Below are 15,194 nucleotides of genomic sequence, written 5' to 3' on the forward strand. Positions count from 1 at the left end.
ATTACCATCGACCAGGCCTCGACACAGCGGAAACGATAAAGCCGTTCCTCGATGGTCATCGCCTTCATGATGTCCTCAAAGGCATAGTCGCCCGGGTTGTCGACCATCCCGTCGATTTTCACACTCCAGGGATCAATCGTCAGCGCATTGGCATAGCGCTTCGGATCGCCCTTGTCGGTGCCGAATTCATAGAAGTTGTTATACTCTGTGATGTCTTCCCAGGAGTTGGGCTCCAGCTCTTCTTCTGCTGCTGATGCCTGACTTCCGGTGGCCGCAAGCCCAAGGCCGGCCGCAGCTGCGCCCATCAGCTGACGGCGGTTCAGGTACACCGCTTCGTCAGTCACGTCGTTATCGGTCAGTGTGTTCTTCCAGCGAAATGCCATCAGATGCTCCGGTCAAAACTCGTTTCCGTTGATGTAGAGGGCGCGCGCGCCACGTCCAAACCAATTTGTCTCACAATCCGGACAGCAGACTGTAACGAAAAATATCAGAGGCCCAGCAGCGCCGGAAGCTCCGGCATGGCGTCAAACGCCGCATCACACACCGCAAGCAGTGCTGCGCGGTCCGCATGCGCGGCGAAGCCCACAGTATACATGCCGGCTGCAACACCCGCGCGCGCGCCGTTAGGGCTGTCCTCAATCACGACGCAGCGCTCCGGCGGCACGCCTTGAGCTTGTGCTGCGGCCAGATAGACATCCGGCGCCGGTTTCGGGTTCGGCACGTCCTCGCGCGACCACACGCGCCCGGCCAGCCGCGCCGCCAGCCCCGTCCGCTTCAGGGTAATCTCCATCTTGCGGTGCGGACCGTTCGAGCCGACCGCATAGGGAATGCCAGCCGCGTCCAGCGCATCCAGCACCAGAGGCGCACCGGGGACCAGTTCCACCTCCTCGGCGAGCGCTTCAAAAATCTCTGCATATATATTGTCGACCCAGTCGCCCGGCAGACGCGCGCCCATCCCGCGTGCGGTGTCCGCCACCCCGGCAATCGTACCGCCCAGAAACAGCCCGGATACCTCCTGCACGGTGATCTCCAGGCCGTAATGCGCCAGTGATTTCTGAATGACACGATCCGAAATCGGCTCGCTGTCCACCAGCACACCATCACAGTCAAAGATCACCATCCCGGGCGGCATGATCATATCGGTATCCTCCGGCTCTTCCCGCCCTGCATGGGGCTACTTCACCGCCCGCGTCAATCCATTGCGGCCCAATTCGTGATCCGGATCGCCAGCAGTTCTGACATTTTTGTTATTTGATCTGAAAAACGGCTCCGGCTTAGCGCGGATCACGTCTCCGTCAAATGGCGTGAGCGATAATCCCCGGTGATCCGTTCCCCTCCCTCATGCGTTTTCCCGTCAATGCCCAAGACGGCAGAAACCATAACATCAGCCAAAGGAAGACCTATGTTTCGCAAGACACTCATCACCCTGACCGCCGCCGCAGCCATCGCAGGCACAGCTGCCATCGCAGGCAGCTACAAAAAGGACATCGTGGACACCGCCGTGAACGCGGGCACCTTTGAGACACTGGTTGCAGCGGTCAGCGCCGCAGATCTGGTGGACACGCTCAAGAGCGAAGGTCCCTTCACCGTTTTCGCCCCCACCGATGAAGCCTTTGCTGCCCTGCCCGAAGGCACCGTGGAAACGCTGCTGAAGCCCGAGAACAAAGACCAGCTGGTCGCTGTGCTGACCTATCACGTGGTACCGGGCAAAGTGATGTCCACGGACCTTTCCGATGACATGACCGCTGCCACCGTTCAGGGCTCCGAGATCACCGTTGATCTGGACAACGGCGTGATGATCAACGACGCCTCCGTCGTGACCGCTGACATCGAAACATCAAACGGTGTGATCCACGTGATCGACAGCGTGATCCTGCCGCCGGAAGCGTAAAACCGACGATGCGCCCGGGGTTCACTCCGGGCGCGTCTGCCCCCGAAAGGCAACTCTTGCATCGTGGCCCCTGATCCGCTTCGATAACGTCCAGTGGACACACGGCGGGAACCCATGTTGCAGACCATACCCCTTCACAACGATTTCGGCGTCGAGCTTCCGGGCATCGACCTCAAAGAAGCCACACACGATTTTCTCTATCCCGAATTGCGCGCGGCCTTCGAGGAACACTCTTTGCTGCTCATCCGCGGACAGGACTGGTCAGACGAGGACATCCTGCGGTTCGGCCGCCTCTTTGGTCCCATAGAAAACCGGACAGATGGTCCGGATTTTGTCTCTGCCGTATCCAACGTCCGGCCGGACGGGTCAGTTCTGCTCCCGGATGCCCTGCGTCTCAAGGATCTGCAGGCCAATATGCTCTGGCATACGGATTCCACCTTCCTGCCCGTCCCGTCGCTGGCCAATATCATCACCGCCCGCGTCGTTCCGACCAGCGGCGGGACAACGGAACTGGTCTCAACACGCGCGGGACTGGCGCGGCTGCCACAGCATCTTCGGGATGCCCTTGCCGGTGCCTTCGAACACCGCCTCACGCATTCACGCCGAAAAATCGACCCCGATCTCGCCCAGGCGGATCACATCACAAAGTGGACAGGCCAGACCTGGCGCGGCATCTGGACAAACCCGGTAAACGGTCAGGACGCAGCCTATATCGCCTCGCACGCCTGTGGGATCGCGGGAATGGATGCCGGGCCGGCCCAGGACCTGATCGACGAGATCATCGACGCTCTGACACCCGAAGACGCCATTTATGCGCATCAGTGGCAGGTGGGGGATGTCCTGATCTGGGATGAACGCGCCACGCTGCACCGTGCCATGCCCTGGCCTTACGAGCAGCCTCGCACGCTCGCCTCAATCTGCGTGTCGGCCAGCGCCGCGGACGGCCTCGATACGCTGCGCCCGTCCGCGTGATCCTCCCGCCCCGCGCATAAGATCCATGGCAGACACTGGTTATTCATCACGTACCGGCGATGGACACCGCTCGTCAGAGCCTCTGTGCGTTCAGCCATGCGCGGGCCTGGCGTTCCGCTTCCCTCACCTCAGCCGGGGTCATGGTCTTTGATACATGATCCAGATGCTTTGCCATCAGGTCTGCCCGACTTTGGGACGCGATCTTCAGCCATTTGTAGGCCTGCACCCTGTCCATCGGCACGCCGGTGCCCTTCAGGTACATAAACGCCAGATCATGCTGCGCGAAAACATGGCCCAGCTGTGCCGCACGGGCATACCATGCTGCGGCACCTGCGCGGTTCCGGGGTACGCCCCAGCCGTTATCCAGCAGAACACCCAGCCGGTACTGCGCCTCTGCGTTGTTCTGTGCCGCGGCTTTTTCGTACCAGAAAGCAGCCTCCGCATCGTCCCGCTCCGTTCCGTGACCGTACTCATACATGTGACCCAGCGCATGCTGCGCGTCCGGATGCCCGGTCTGGGCCAGAGGGTGCCAGGCCTCAAAGGCCTGCTGCGTTTCGCCCGCACGGAACGCTTCCATTCCGGTCTCAAAATCGGCAGCTGAAACGGACGGGGGCACGATGATCAGCGCCACGCCCAGAACCACCGCATAGCTTGCCCGCATACGCGCGAATCTGTTGTTTCGGCATCGTAGCATTTTGAGGACCTCTCCATTTACAGGCAGGCCGGTTCCAACCATCACCTGTTGTCAGGCTACGGCACCGACGACGCTATGGGAAATCACGAATGACGGAAAACACGCGGCCGCCGGTGACTGCTGTGCGGAATAAGCAGTCTTGCACTGCGAATGTGTCGATGTCTGCTTCGCAAATCCAGCGCCGGTATTGCGCACTTGGCCAAGTTGAGCGATCTAGTCTCACTAAGACTCAGCTAATTTAGTTGCGGTTTCGAAGGAGCCTAAAGACGTGGCCACGTTGATATATGTTCTCTTGGTGGTTGTGATTTTTGGTTTTCTGGTTGCGATTTTCTGGTTCTTCAAGCTCTTTGCGTCGCTTTCAAACTTGATTTTCACCTCACAAGCTACCGCACGCGGTGCTTGGGACTTTGCAACGGGTGGTTTCTTTTCGTTTTTCCGTGTTCTGAACCATTCGAGAAACACAGATGCCAGAAAAGCGCTTTGCCGAAATGCAATTTTCTTTATCGGCTCTTTCGCCATAACGCTGTGCGCTGCCTGGCTACTGGTAGAGCTCAATTCGTCGTATTGCGTTCTAAACATGGTCGGGACCGCTTCGGACGGAACAATTACTTCTGTTTGCGCCGCGTCCAGATGATATTTTTAACGTCATTCAATTCGCCAACAGACCTTGGCGAGGCAAAAACCATCGGTTGCTAAAGGATCACAGCGAACACCAAAAAAAGCCCGCCGGAGCGGGCCTTTCCTGTTCTGCAAAACACTCAGTGAATGACCGCATCATCCGGCTTGGGCCGGTTGCTCGCAGACACCCGGTCGCCGATGATCAGACCTTCGCTGCCCGCGCTGACCTCGATGGTCTGCCCGTCCAGCACGTCACCGGCCAGCAGCATTTCAGCCAGCGGGTCCTGCAGCGCGCGCTGGATCACACGTTTCAGCGGCCGTGCGCCATAGACCGGGTCATAGCCTTCATCGGCCAGCCACTTACGCGCACCGTCATCCAGCTCCAGCGTGATCTTGCGCCCCGCCAGACGTTTCAACAGACGCGCCATCTGGATCGTGACAATGCCGTCCATATCCGCGCGGCCCAGACGGTCGAAGATGATCGTCTCGTCAAGCCGGTTCAGGAATTCAGGCCGGAAATGCGCGTTCACCGCATCCATCACATCGCGCCGCGCGTCCGAGGCATCGGCACCGTCGGGCAGGTGGCTCAGCGCCTGCGCCCCCAGGTTCGATGTCAGGATGATCAGCGTCTGTTTGAAATCCACCGTGCGGCCCTGACCATCGGTCAGCATGCCGTCGTCCAGCACCTGCAGCAGCACGTTGAACACATCCGGGTGCGCCTTTTCAACCTCGTCAAACAGCACGACCTGATAGGGTCTGCGCCGCACCGCTTCGGTCAGCACACCGCCCTCGTCATAGCCCACATAGCCCGGAGGCGCGCCGATCAGGCGGGCGACCGCATGTTTCTCCATGAACTCTGACATGTCGATACGCACCATGGCGCTGTCATCATCAAACAGGAACTCAGCCACCGCTTTGGTCAGCTCGGTCTTACCCACACCGGTGGGCCCGAGGAACAGGAACGAGCCCAGCGGCCGGTTCTCGTCGTTCAGACCCGCACGCGCGCGGCGCACCGCATTGGCCACCGACCGGACGGCTTTGTCCTGACCGATCACGCGCGTGTGCAGCTGCTCTTCCATGCGCAGCAGCTTGTCGCGCTCGCCTTCCAGCATCCTGCCCGCCGGGATACCCGTCCAGCGTTCGACCACACTGGCGATCTGTTCGGGCCGCACGGCTTCCTCGACCATCACGTCGCTGTCGTCATGGGATTCAGCCTCTTCCAGCTGTTTCTCCAGCTGCGGGATCACACCATAACTCAGCTCACCCGCCTTGCCGAGGTTCCCCTCGCGCTTGGCGATCTCCAGCTCGGCCCGCGCCTGATCCAGCAGCGCCTTGATGTCGCGCGCGCCTGCCAGCTTGTCCCGCTCTGCCTGCCAGCGCGCCGTCATCGCGGTGCTCTGCTCCATCAGACCGCCAAGTTCCTCCTCCAGCCGTTCCAGCCGGTCTTTGGAGGCCGCGTCGTCCTCTTTCTTCAGCGCTTCGGCCTCGATCTGCAGCTGCATGATCTGCCGGTCCAGCGCGTCCAGTTCCTCGGGCTTGCTGTCGACTTCCATGCGCAGGCGCGATGCGGCCTCATCCACCAGGTCAATCGCCTTGTCCGGCAGGAACCGGTCCGTGATGTACCGGTGGCTCAGCGTCGCCGCCGACACCAGTGCGGAATCCGAGATCCGCACCCCGTGGTGCAGCTCGTATTTCTCCTTGATGCCGCGCAAAATACTGACCGTATCCTCTACCGTCGGCTCCAGGATCATCACCGGCTGGAAGCGCCGCGCCAGGGCCGCGTCCTTTTCAACGTACTTGCGGTATTCATCCAGCGTCGTGGCGCCCACACAATGCAGCTCACCCCGCGCCAGTGCCGGTTTGATCAGGTTGGCCGCATCCATCGCGCCATCCGTTTTGCCTGCACCAACCAGTGTGTGCATCTCGTCGATGAACAGGATGATCTCGCCTGCAGCTTCCGTGACCTCGGTCAGCACTGCCTTGAGGCGTTCCTCAAACTCGCCGCGATATTTCGCGCCTGCAATCAGCGCGCCCATGTCCAGCGCCAGCAGCTTCTTGTTGCGCAGGCTTTCGGGCACGTCACCGTTCACAATCCGCAGCGCGAGACCCTCGGCAATGGCGGTTTTACCCACACCCGGCTCACCGATGAGCACCGGGTTGTTCTTGGTCCGGCGGCTCAGCACCTGCATCGCGCGGCGGATTTCCTCGTCGCGTCCGATGATCGGGTCAATCCTGCCCGCTTCCGCACGCTCCGTCAGGTCCATCGCGTATTTCTTCAGCGCGTCATAGCCATCCTCGGCCGTCGCACTGTCCGCGGTGCGCCCCTTGCGCACATCATTGATCGCAGAATTCAGCGCCTGGGCATTGACGTCGCCTGCCTCCATCGCGGTTTTCGCCCCGGACTTCACCATGGCCAGCGCCATCAGCAGACGTTCGGCCGGCACAAAGCTGTCGCCAGCCTTTTTGGCCAGCGCCTCCGCTTCGGCCAGAACCTTCTGTGTTGCGTTGTCCAGATAAACCTGGGCGGCATCGCCCGTGACTTTCGGCATCTTGCCCAAGCCCAGCTCCAGCGCATCGCGCACCCGCGCAGGCTTACCGCCGGCGGCACTTATCAGGTTTGACGCAAACCCCTGATCGTCATCAAGCAATGCTTTCAGCAGATGTTCCGGTGCCAGCCGCTGGTGGCTGTCACGCGTGGCAATGGTCTGGGCGGCCTGAATGAAACCGCGTGACCGTTCCGTGAACCTGTTCAAGTCCATGGGTATTCTCCTTTTCATAAGCGCCCGTCCCGTCCGGCACCCGGCTAAGCGGCATACCGGCTCCTGAGGCCTTGGATCATATCTGGTGCGCCACACGTCCGGCTTCAAGACCATATTCGCGCAGCACGGGAATACTGTAGACCCGCGCGCGCGCCTGCACCCTGATCCACATCAATTCAAGATGGGAAACCGTTTCACCCATTCCCCGTTACCCCCTGACCTGCGGCGGCTAAAACAGCGATGTGGGGGCGCAAAACAGGTGACACGCAATGAACACCAGCGCCAGACGCGTAACCAGTGGGCCTGTTTTGCCTGCCTGACATCAGATGACGCACTGCGTTGATGGAAACCTGACCGCTTCCCCGGACCGTTTCCTGCAGTGTGACACAGCTGAATGACAGTTTACCCGGGACACGCCCACCGCGTGTTCCGGGTTTTTACGTCTGCGCATAGACATTCACGCACCACGGGCCTAATCACACGGCAGATTTCCGGGGGATGCAGAATGACTGATGACAGATTGATTGTCGCACTGGACGTGCCGAACGCTGTAGCCGGGCTGGACCTGGCGGGCAAAATCGGGGACGCGGTCAGCTTTTACAAAATCGGTCTTGGCATGCTGACCGGCGGCGGCCTGGCGCTGGCCAATGAGCTCAAACAGGAGCACGGCAAGCGCATCTTTCTGGACATGAAGCTTTTTGACATCGGGGCCACGGTCGAGGCTGCGGTGCGCGGTCTGGCGCAGTTTGATCTGGATTTTCTGACGGTGCACGGCGATCCGCACGTGGTCCGCGCGGCCCGCGAAGGGGCCGGGGGGTCACAGACGAAAATCCTGGCCGTAACGATCCTGACCTCGCTGGACCGTGCTGATCTGGACGCGGGTCTGATCGTGCCCGGCGACATACCGGACCTGGTGCAGACACGGGCCGCGCGCGCGTTTGAGGCCGGGGCGGACGGTGTGATCGCCTCCCCGCAGGAAGCTGCACTTATCCGGTCCCTGCCGGAAGCCGCCGGACGCCTGATCGTCACACCAGGTGTGCGGCCCGCAGGCGCGGATCTGGGCGACCAGAAGCGAGTCGCCACGCCGGCCCAGGCCATTGCGGACGGTGCTGATCATATTGTTGTCGGCCGTCCGGTCTGGACAGCAGAGAACCCGGGCGCGGCGGCACGGGCCATCGTGTCCGAGCTGAACAGCCCCCAGGCACAGAGCCCAAATCGCTGAAATTTCAGAACAATTCAGAGTTGTACACAGCCTGTGGATGGATGAGGAATCACCCACTGTTTCACTCAACAAACTGTGGCTCAAGCACAACAGACAACAGCATCCAGGCTAATTCCTGCAAATTGGCCTCGGCGGTTTCACGCTCAGGTGGTAAGTTGACGTAAGGTGATACTCCCCAACGGACCATGTCTTCCTGAGGTTCGTTACCTCCCCCCGCTTCAGGCAGCGGGGGTTTTTCCTTTCAGCGCATGATGGCAACCCGGAACAGTGCTGGTATACTGTACCCGACCGCCGCCCCTGCCGGATGCTGTGACCGATGCCCGCCCTCTGCCGTGACTGTCTGACCGAATTTGATGCGGGTCGCCGCTGTCCGTCCTGTGGCAGCCCCCGCGTGGTGGCGCACGATGAGTTGCGCGAGCTGTCGATTGCGCACATGGACTGCGACGCCTTTTACGCCTCTGTCGAGAAACGCGATGACCCGTCCCTGCAGGACAAACCGGTCATCATCGGCGGCGGCCGGCGGGGCGTTGTTTCAACCGCCTGTTATGTGGCCCGTATCCGGGGAGTGCGCTCTGCGATGCCGATGTTTCAGGCCCTGAAACTCTGCCCGGATGCGGTGATCATCCGGCCCCGCATGGAGGCTTATGTAGAGGTGTCGCGCGCGATCCGCGCCATGATGGAAGAACTGACGCCGGACATTGAGCCGCTGTCGCTGGACGAGGCCTTTATGGACCTGTCCGGGACCGAACGGCTGCATGGCGCACCGCCTGCGGTGATGCTCGCCCGCCTGATCCGGCGCATGCGTACCGAACTGGGGCTGACGGGCTCAATCGGGCTCAGTCACAACAAATTTCTGGCCAAGGTGGCCTCGGATCTGAACAAGCCGCACGGATTTTCCGTGATCGGGCGCGCGGAAACGGATGACTTCCTGCGCGACAAACCGGTGCGCCTGATCTGGGGCGTGGGTCAGGCCGCCCAGGCATCGCTGGACAAGGCAGGCATCCGTACGTTTTCCGACCTGCTGCGCTGGGAGCGCACGGATCTTGTGGCGCGCTTTGGCTCTATGGGGGACCGGCTGTGGCATCTGGCACGCGGCGAGGACAGCCGCCGGGTCTCAGCGCATGCCCCGATGAAATCGATCTCGAATGAGACAACCTTTTCTGAGGATACTGCTGATCCTGATCTGCTGGACGGACACCTTTGGCGTATGGCCGAAAAAGTGTCCGACCGGGCCAAGGCAAAAGGGCTCGCCGGGCGGGTGGTGACGCTGAAACTCAAACGCGCAGACCATTCCCTGCTCAGCCGGAGGGTCAGCCTGCGGGACGCCACCCAGATGGCCGATACCGTTTACCGCACCGCACGCGGGCTTTTTGATCAGGTCGGAGACGAAGGTCCCTACCGGCTGCTGGGATGCGGGTTGTCAGACCTGATCGCCGATGCAGACGCGGACCGGTCGGGAGATCTGCTGGACCCCGGCGCCAGAACACGGACTGACGCGGAACGGGCGACCGATCAGATCAGAGCCCGGTTCGGGCCGGATGCTATTCTGAAAGGCCGGGCGCTGCGCTGATGGTACGCCGCAAGCCATCCGGAGAGAGACGGGCGAGCCCCCTCCCCCCGGTTGACGGGGGTCGGGCGCTGTCCGGCGGTGCCCGCCAGACGGCCTGGGAATGAAGGGGGTGTTTTCGCCTCTGAACTAACGCGCAGGGGCAAGAAATTCACATCACTTTGTGTTTGTTGTAAAACGCAGGAAGGTACCTCTGCCATTGGTCGAACCCGCGCCGCAGCACGTATCCTCCGGAAAATACCAAAGTACCTTATTCAGCCGCCAGCGGCATCCGGCCCTGCCCGATCTGCGCAATCTCTGCGATGACACCGCGCAAGGCGGCGCGCACGTTATCATAGTTGTCGTTGGGCGTGATTGTACGCTCGTTCATGTAAAGTGACCGGTCGATCTCTATCTGGACCGCATGCTGTGCACGGGACGGCCTGCCGTAAGCCTGGGCGATATAGGCACCGGCAAAGGGCGCATTCCGCGCCACAGCAAAACCAGCAGATGCAAAGGCTGCCTCGATCCGGTCGACCACGTCACCGGAGGCCGCCGCGCCAAACCGGTCGCCCAGAACGACTTCCGGGCGGCAGGAGCTTGTGCGGGCGATACCGGCAACCGCCTCGCGCGGCATGGAATGGCAGTCAATCAGCACTGTCTGGCCGAAACGGCGGTGTGCCCTGTCCAGCAGGTCCTGAAGCGTCGCATGATAGGGATACCAATAGGCATCGAGGCGTTCCCGCGCCTCGCTGAGCGGGATCTTCCCGCGGTAAATCGCACGGCCATTGGCCACAACACGGGGAATCACCCCCAGCCCGGAGGCCACCCGCGGATTGTGCCCCTGCCGCCGCACACCGTTGATCAGTGCCGGGTCAAGCTCATCCGGGCTGCGGTTGAGATCGACAAAGGCGCGGGGGGCACCTGCGCGCAGAAACGGCGCTCCGAAATCTGTAGCTGCCTCAAACAGGCAGTCCACAAAGGCATCCTCTGACGAGCGGATCACATGGCTGTCCAGCACCGACCGGCGCATCATCGCAGACGGGTAGTCCCGCCCGCTGTGGGGCGAGGCAAAGACAACGCAGGAGCTCAGATACTCTGGTTCGGTTATGTCAAATGGAGCGGGTGTCATTCGGTTTCCTTCCGCTCAGAGCATAGCGCATAAAATATGAAAGCCAAAAGCTCTTGATCCCTCTGGCGACTCCTTTTATAGACCCCGCTACCGGCGCGTTTTTTCGCGCCCCATTTTTGTTTGGGGCAACAGAATCCGCATCAACATAGTGGGTGATTAGCTCAGCGGTAGAGCACTTCGTTGACATCGAAGGGGTCACTGGTTCGATCCCAGTATCGCCCACCACCTGTTTCACTGGTCCGCTGCGGCGGGCCGCCCGCAACCCGGCGCTGGCCCGCGCCACAACATGAGGAGATGACCATGAAGGTTCGCAACTCGCTCCGCTCGCTCAAGAACCGGCACCGCGACTGCCGTGTTGTGCGCAGAAAAGGCCGCGTTTACGTAATCAACAAAACGCAGCGCCGGTTCAAAGCCCGCCAGGGCTGATCTGCAGCGCAGCAAAGTAACGAAAAGCCGCTCCTTCGGGGCGGCTTTTTTTCTGTGTCAGCCCAGAAATTTCTGTATCTGTGACGCTGTGACAGGCGGCCCATGTACAGGAGAACCCAATGACACAGCGCAGCGAAGTGGCGGCAGCGTCCGCAGGCAACAACCCACGGCCACCCAGCCGGCTGGGCCTGCGCTATGGTCCCGACGGGTTCCTGCACGAGCCGGGCAATACCGTCGTCTGCCATCTCGACCGCAGCGACCCTGCCCACACCGCCGTGCTGGAGGCGCGCCAGGCCATTCAGGCGCTGCCCGGCGCGGAGTGTCTGCTCTTTACCGCCGAAGACAGCCTGCACATGACCGTGTTCGAAGGCATTATCGAAACGCGCCGGACCGAAGATGCCTGGCCCGCTGGCATGGACCGCACGGCCCCCATTGATGACATCACGGAAAAGCTCAAAGAGCGCCTGACTGCCTTTGTACCGCCGCCGCCCTTTCAGGTATCGGTCACATCTCTCCGGCCCGGCGGGCTCAACCTCGATGGCGCCACACCACAGGACCGGGCGACGATGCTGGCATGGCGCGAAGCGCTGACAGAACCCTTTGGCTTTCGCCACCGCGAACACGACAGCTACCGGTTTCACATGACTTTCGCCTATTTTCTTGACTGGATTCCGGATGATCTGGTGCCGGTCTGGGAAGCCGGGTTGCGGGACATCCATGCAAAGCTGGCAGCCCATGCGCCGGTGATCCCGCTGGTACCGCCTGCCTTTTGCCGGTTCGAAGATATGGACGCTTTTCCGGAACTGCTGGTGCTGGGCACCTGACGCCACAAGGCAACCACGTCCTCAGACCAGGCGGCGTAACAGCCCCAGGACATGGGCGGTCAGCGCAGGCTGAAACGCAATGCCCGCTGCATCCCCCCGTTGCCAGGCCACTTTGCCCGGCAGGCGATGGTTCATCAGCTGCAGCGCAATCATCGCGCCCGCAGGCATCGGCGGGGCCCCGGACAGACGGGCGCCATCCTCACTGATGTTCAGGACAAGCACACGATCCCTGACCTGTCCGCAGACAAGGGTGGCCGGCATCCGCGCGGCAGCCCGCTGTTTTCGCCATTTGTGCATGGTGTTTTCCGGCCTGTGCGTCTCGGGTGCCGAGACTGCCACAAATGTGCTTACGACAGATTAACCCTGGCCCTTGTTCTGATCCGAACAAAGCATAGGTCGGTGCAGGAACGGCGACGAGAGGACAACAGGATGACCGACACTACTGAATACACACCGCCCCGCGTTTGGACCTGGGATCAGGAAAGCGGCGGGAAGTTCGCCAGCATCAACCGCCCCATCGCCGGACCGACGCACGACAAAGACCTGCCTGTCGGGAAACACCCGCTGCAGCTCTATTCGCTGGCCACCCCCAATGGGGTCAAGGTCACGGTTCTGCTCGAAGAACTGCTGGCGCTGGGGATTTCAGAGGCAGAATATGACGCCTGGCTGATCAAAATCGGCGACGGCGATCAGTTCGGCAGCGGCTTTGTGGGCGCCAACCCCAACTCCAAGATCCCGGCACTCGTGGATCACAGCTTTGATGAACCCCAGCGGGTCTTCGAATCCGGCGCGATCCTGCTGCACCTGGCGGAACGTTTCGGAAAATTCATGCCCGAAGGTCCCGCAGCACGGGCTGAAACGCTCTCCTGGCTTTTCTGGCAGATGGGATCGGCACCTTATCTGGGCGGCGGATTCGGCCACTTCTATGCCTATGCGCCCGAGAAATTCGAATATCCGATCAACCGTTTTGCAATGGAAACCAAACGGCAGCTGGACGTGCTGGACCGGCAGCTGGCGGAACATGAGTTCATCGCGGGCGCAGAGTACACAATCGCGGATATCGCCATCTGGTCCTGGTACGGGCAGCTTGTGCTGGGCCGGCTCTATGATGCGGCGGAATTCCTAGATGTGGACAGCTATGAGCACGTGATGCGCTGGGCGAAGGCAATCGACGCGCGACCCGCAGTCCAGCGGGGACGGATGGTCAACCGGACCTTTGGCGAGCCGGAAATGCAGCTGCATGAACGCCATGACGCAGGTGATTTCGACACGCGGACCCAGGACAAAACGGGCGAGCCCGCCTGATCCGGCACCGCCCTCATCCGCGTCTGCAACGGGCAGCGCGACAGGTACAGGGTGAAACCGGGCGCAATCGCGCTACATCAGGGTTAACAGTGCGCAGGGTCGTCGGAGAAATCCGGCGGCCCTCATCTTTTGCGCTGCCGTCCCACCTGGCGGCAGATCAGAATCACGGGCAGCACACCAATGGCCACAATCACCAGACTGGGCACCGCTGCCCCCTCCAGGCGCTCGTCACTGGCCAGGCGGTACGCCTGCACCGCCAGCGTATCGAAATTGAACGGCCGCATGATCAGCGTTGCGGGCAGCTCTTTCATCACATCGACAAAAACGATCAGCAGTGCGGTCAGCAGGCTGGGCGCCAGGATCGGCAGGTGCACACGCCGCAGCGTCCCGCCCGGCGTCTGGCCCAGCGACCGTGCAGCGGCATCCATATTGGCCGGCACCAGCGCCTGCCCGCCCTCATAGGCGCCCAGAGCCGCTGCGAGAAACCGCACCATATAGGCGGCCACCAGCAGCCAGATGGATCCGGTGATCAGCAGGCCGGTGCTGATGTCGAACTGCGCGCGCATGAAGGCGTCGAGCGCATTGTCAAAGGCCGCAAACGGCACCAGCAGTCCCACTGCAATCACCCCGCCCGGCACCGCATAGCCTAGCCGGGCGACATAGGCCGCGGTCCGCGCCTGCCTGCCCGGGCGCAACCGCAGGAAAAAGCCCACGCAGATCGCCGCCAGAACGGTCACACCCGCTGCGACCGATGCGAGGATCAGCGAGTTGCTGATGAACCCGATGTAGCGCGGGCTGAGCAGGTTCTGCTCTGAGCCCAGGGCCATCGAAAAGAGGATAATGATCGGCAGCACGGCCCCCAGCAGCACAGGCACCGCACACAGCGCCATCGCAAACGCGGCCTGCCGGCCCTGCAGCCGTGCGGGCTCCATCGGTTGCTGGCGGCGCGCGGGGTCATAGAACTGCGCCCGCCCGCGCTGCGCCCGTTCCAGCATCGCCAGCAGCAGCGCAAAGCTCAGCAGGCAGAGCGCCAGCTGCGCGGCCCCCGCCCGGTCGCCCATGGAAAACCAGCTGGTATAGATGCCCGTCGCAAAGGTCTGGACCCCGAAATAGGCCACGGTACCGAAATCCGCGATTGTCTCCATCACTGCCAGGAGCACGCCGCCCGCAATGGCCGGACGGGCCAGCGGCAGGCTGATCCGGAAAAAGGCAGACCAGGCGCTGGACCCCAGCGCGCGGGCCGCGAGAAACGTGGTCGCCGACTGCTGCAGAAAGGCCGCGCGCGCCAGCAGATACACATAAGGATAAAGCACCAGCACCAGCATCGACGCCGCCCCGCCAACTGACCGGACCTCGGGGAACCAGTAGTCCCGCGCACCCCACCCTGTCACATCCCTGAGCAGCGACTGCACAATGCCCGGATGATCAAGCACATGCGTATAGGCATAGGCCAGCACATAGGCGGGAAAGGCCAGCGGCAGCACCAGCGCCACCTCAAAGATACGTACACCGGGAAAGCGTGTCATGGTCACAAGCCACGCCGCACCAACGCCGATGGCAAAGGTGCCTATCGAGACCAGCACCACCAGAATAAGGGTTGTCAGGCTGTACCGGCCGAGCACGGTACCGGCCAGATGTGCCACCGTGTCCGTACCGCCGCTCAGCGCGGCAATGGCCACGGCCACCATGGGCAGCGCACAGACCAGGGCCACCACAAAGGCCATGCCACCCAGGGCCCGCAGGCTGTCTGTGGCGCGGCGCAGCCGGAAAGGCGCACCAGGGCTGGTATGTGTCTGATCGGACAT

General features: G+C 61.8%; 15 protein-coding genes, 1 tRNA gene and 1 pseudogene (1 of these 17 running past the window's edge). 9 read left to right on the forward strand and 8 right to left on the reverse strand.

All coding sequences use genetic code 11. The features are described from left to right. Both msrP and ACZ1HA_RS15335 read right to left on the reverse strand, forming a co-directional pair. A pseudogene (gene msrP, locus ACZ1HA_RS15330) lies at window positions 1-383 on the reverse strand (protein-methionine-sulfoxide reductase catalytic subunit MsrP) (it extends 527 nt beyond the left edge of the window). 104 nt (window positions 384-487) lie between these two features. Continuing rightward, window positions 488-1,138 carry an HAD family hydrolase gene (locus ACZ1HA_RS15335; RefSeq protein ID WP_472714497.1) on the reverse strand — a complete coding sequence of 217 codons (651 nt, stop codon included), beginning with the start codon at window positions 1,136-1,138 and terminating at the stop codon, window positions 488-490. A 264-nt stretch (window positions 1,139-1,402) separates the two neighbouring features. Here ACZ1HA_RS15335 and ACZ1HA_RS15340 point away from each other — a divergent pair, with 264 nt between their 5' ends. Both ACZ1HA_RS15340 and ACZ1HA_RS15345 read left to right on the forward strand, forming a co-directional pair. Next, window positions 1,403-1,891 carry a fasciclin domain-containing protein gene (locus tag ACZ1HA_RS15340; protein WP_472714498.1) on the forward strand — a complete coding sequence of 163 codons (489 nt, stop codon included), beginning with the start codon at window positions 1,403-1,405 and terminating at the stop codon, window positions 1,889-1,891. Between the two features lie 114 nt (window positions 1,892-2,005). After that, window positions 2,006-2,863, forward strand: a complete 858-nt coding sequence (locus tag ACZ1HA_RS15345) for a TauD/TfdA dioxygenase family protein (RefSeq protein WP_472714499.1) — start codon at window positions 2,006-2,008, stop codon at window positions 2,861-2,863. 73 nt (window positions 2,864-2,936) lie between these two features. Here the strand turns inward: ACZ1HA_RS15345 and ACZ1HA_RS15350 are convergent, their stop codons facing one another. Continuing rightward, window positions 2,937-3,524 carry a tetratricopeptide repeat protein gene (locus ACZ1HA_RS15350; RefSeq protein ID WP_472714500.1) on the reverse strand — a complete coding sequence of 196 codons (588 nt, stop codon included), beginning with the start codon at window positions 3,522-3,524 and terminating at the stop codon, window positions 2,937-2,939. A gap of 301 nt (window positions 3,525-3,825) precedes the next feature. On the opposite strand from ACZ1HA_RS15350, the gene ACZ1HA_RS15355 reads away from it, so the two are divergent. Then, window positions 3,826-4,191 carry a hypothetical protein gene (locus tag ACZ1HA_RS15355; protein ID WP_472714501.1) on the forward strand — a complete coding sequence of 122 codons (366 nt, stop codon included), beginning with the start codon at window positions 3,826-3,828 and terminating at the stop codon, window positions 4,189-4,191. Between the two features lie 124 nt (window positions 4,192-4,315). Here ACZ1HA_RS15355 and clpB read toward each other — a convergent pair whose 3' ends face one another. Together clpB and ACZ1HA_RS15365 are read right to left on the reverse strand one after the other, a co-directional pair. Next, a complete protein-coding gene (gene clpB, locus ACZ1HA_RS15360) occupies window positions 4,316-6,934 on the reverse strand; it encodes an ATP-dependent chaperone ClpB (protein WP_472714502.1) in 2,619 nt (872 codons plus the stop codon). Window positions 6,935-7,010: 76 nt separating this feature from the next. Continuing rightward, window positions 7,011-7,136 (reverse strand): hypothetical protein, encoded by a 126-nt coding sequence (locus tag ACZ1HA_RS15365; RefSeq protein WP_472714503.1) that lies wholly within the window; start codon window positions 7,134-7,136, stop codon window positions 7,011-7,013. Window positions 7,137-7,439: 303 nt separating this feature from the next. Between ACZ1HA_RS15365 and pyrF the strand changes: the two genes are divergently transcribed. Together pyrF and ACZ1HA_RS15375 are read left to right on the forward strand one after the other, a co-directional pair. Next, entirely contained in the window at window positions 7,440-8,156 is a 717-nt protein-coding gene (pyrF, locus tag ACZ1HA_RS15370) for an orotidine-5'-phosphate decarboxylase (RefSeq protein ID WP_472714504.1), read from the forward strand. A 316-nt stretch (window positions 8,157-8,472) separates the two neighbouring features. After that, a complete protein-coding gene (locus ACZ1HA_RS15375; RefSeq protein ID WP_472714505.1) occupies window positions 8,473-9,726 on the forward strand; it encodes a DNA polymerase IV in 1,254 nt (417 codons plus the stop codon). A gap of 247 nt (window positions 9,727-9,973) precedes the next feature. Here ACZ1HA_RS15375 and ACZ1HA_RS15380 read toward each other — a convergent pair whose 3' ends face one another. After that, complete coding sequence (locus ACZ1HA_RS15380) at window positions 9,974-10,834, reverse strand: N-formylglutamate amidohydrolase (protein WP_472714506.1); 861 nt, start codon at window positions 10,832-10,834, stop codon at window positions 9,974-9,976. A gap of 150 nt (window positions 10,835-10,984) precedes the next feature. Here ACZ1HA_RS15380 and ACZ1HA_RS15385 point away from each other — a divergent pair. The 3 genes from ACZ1HA_RS15385 to ACZ1HA_RS15395 all read left to right on the forward strand — a co-directional run bounded on the left by ACZ1HA_RS15385 (window position 10,985) and on the right by ACZ1HA_RS15395 (window position 12,084). After that, window positions 10,985-11,059, forward strand: a tRNA-Val gene (locus ACZ1HA_RS15385). Window positions 11,060-11,134: 75 nt separating this feature from the next. After that, window positions 11,135-11,260, forward strand: coding sequence for a type B 50S ribosomal protein L36 (gene ykgO / locus ACZ1HA_RS15390; RefSeq protein WP_005850168.1), 126 nt, complete (start codon window positions 11,135-11,137; stop codon window positions 11,258-11,260). A gap of 119 nt (window positions 11,261-11,379) precedes the next feature. After that, window positions 11,380-12,084 (forward strand): DUF1868 domain-containing protein, encoded by a 705-nt coding sequence (locus ACZ1HA_RS15395; protein ID WP_472714507.1) that lies wholly within the window; start codon window positions 11,380-11,382, stop codon window positions 12,082-12,084. A 21-nt stretch (window positions 12,085-12,105) separates the two neighbouring features. Here the strand turns inward: ACZ1HA_RS15395 and ACZ1HA_RS15400 are convergent, their stop codons facing one another. After that, window positions 12,106-12,381, reverse strand: a complete 276-nt coding sequence (locus ACZ1HA_RS15400; protein ID WP_436398535.1) for a PilZ domain-containing protein — start codon at window positions 12,379-12,381, stop codon at window positions 12,106-12,108. Between the two features lie 132 nt (window positions 12,382-12,513). Between ACZ1HA_RS15400 and yghU the strand changes: the two genes are divergently transcribed. Beyond that, entirely contained in the window at window positions 12,514-13,389 is an 876-nt protein-coding gene (gene yghU, locus ACZ1HA_RS15405) for a glutathione-dependent disulfide-bond oxidoreductase (RefSeq protein WP_472714508.1), read from the forward strand. A gap of 122 nt (window positions 13,390-13,511) precedes the next feature. On the opposite strand, the gene ACZ1HA_RS15410 is transcribed toward yghU, so the two are convergent. Next, on the reverse strand, window positions 13,512-15,194 hold the full coding sequence (locus ACZ1HA_RS15410; protein ID WP_472714509.1) for an ABC transporter permease: 1,683 nt from the start codon (window positions 15,192-15,194) through the stop codon (window positions 13,512-13,514).

The sequence above is a fragment of the Roseobacter sp. S87 genome (genome assembly GCF_055693285.1).

Excerpts from the sequence above, each read along its gene's own strand:
- clpB (WP_472714502.1), bottom strand. The coding sequence starts at position 6,934 with ATGGACTTGAACAGGTTCACGGAACGGTCACGCGGTTTCATTCAGGCC.
- ACZ1HA_RS15350 (WP_472714500.1), bottom strand. The coding sequence starts at position 3,524 with ATGCGGGCAAGCTATGCGGTGGTTCTGGGCGTGGCGCTGATCATCGTG.
- ACZ1HA_RS15380 (WP_472714506.1), bottom strand. The coding sequence starts at position 10,834 with ATGACACCCGCTCCATTTGACATAACCGAACCAGAGTATCTGAGCTCC.
- ACZ1HA_RS15375 (WP_472714505.1), top strand. The coding sequence starts at position 8,473 with ATGCCCGCCCTCTGCCGTGACTGTCTGACCGAATTTGATGCGGGTCGC.
- ACZ1HA_RS15345 (WP_472714499.1), top strand. The coding sequence starts at position 2,006 with ATGTTGCAGACCATACCCCTTCACAACGATTTCGGCGTCGAGCTTCCG.
- ACZ1HA_RS15400 (WP_436398535.1), bottom strand. The coding sequence starts at position 12,381 with ATGCACAAATGGCGAAAACAGCGGGCTGCCGCGCGGATGCCGGCCACC.
- yghU (WP_472714508.1), top strand. The coding sequence starts at position 12,514 with ATGACCGACACTACTGAATACACACCGCCCCGCGTTTGGACCTGGGAT.
- ACZ1HA_RS15410 (WP_472714509.1), bottom strand. The coding sequence starts at position 15,194 with ATGTCCGATCAGACACATACCAGCCCTGGTGCGCCTTTCCGGCTGCGC.
- pyrF (WP_472714504.1), top strand. The coding sequence starts at position 7,440 with ATGACTGATGACAGATTGATTGTCGCACTGGACGTGCCGAACGCTGTA.
- ACZ1HA_RS15365 (WP_472714503.1), bottom strand. The coding sequence starts at position 7,136 with ATGGGTGAAACGGTTTCCCATCTTGAATTGATGTGGATCAGGGTGCAG.
- ACZ1HA_RS15335 (WP_472714497.1), bottom strand. The coding sequence starts at position 1,138 with ATGATCATGCCGCCCGGGATGGTGATCTTTGACTGTGATGGTGTGCTG.
- ACZ1HA_RS15340 (WP_472714498.1), top strand. The coding sequence starts at position 1,403 with ATGTTTCGCAAGACACTCATCACCCTGACCGCCGCCGCAGCCATCGCA.
- ACZ1HA_RS15395 (WP_472714507.1), top strand. The coding sequence starts at position 11,380 with ATGACACAGCGCAGCGAAGTGGCGGCAGCGTCCGCAGGCAACAACCCA.
- ykgO (WP_005850168.1), top strand. The coding sequence starts at position 11,135 with ATGAAGGTTCGCAACTCGCTCCGCTCGCTCAAGAACCGGCACCGCGAC.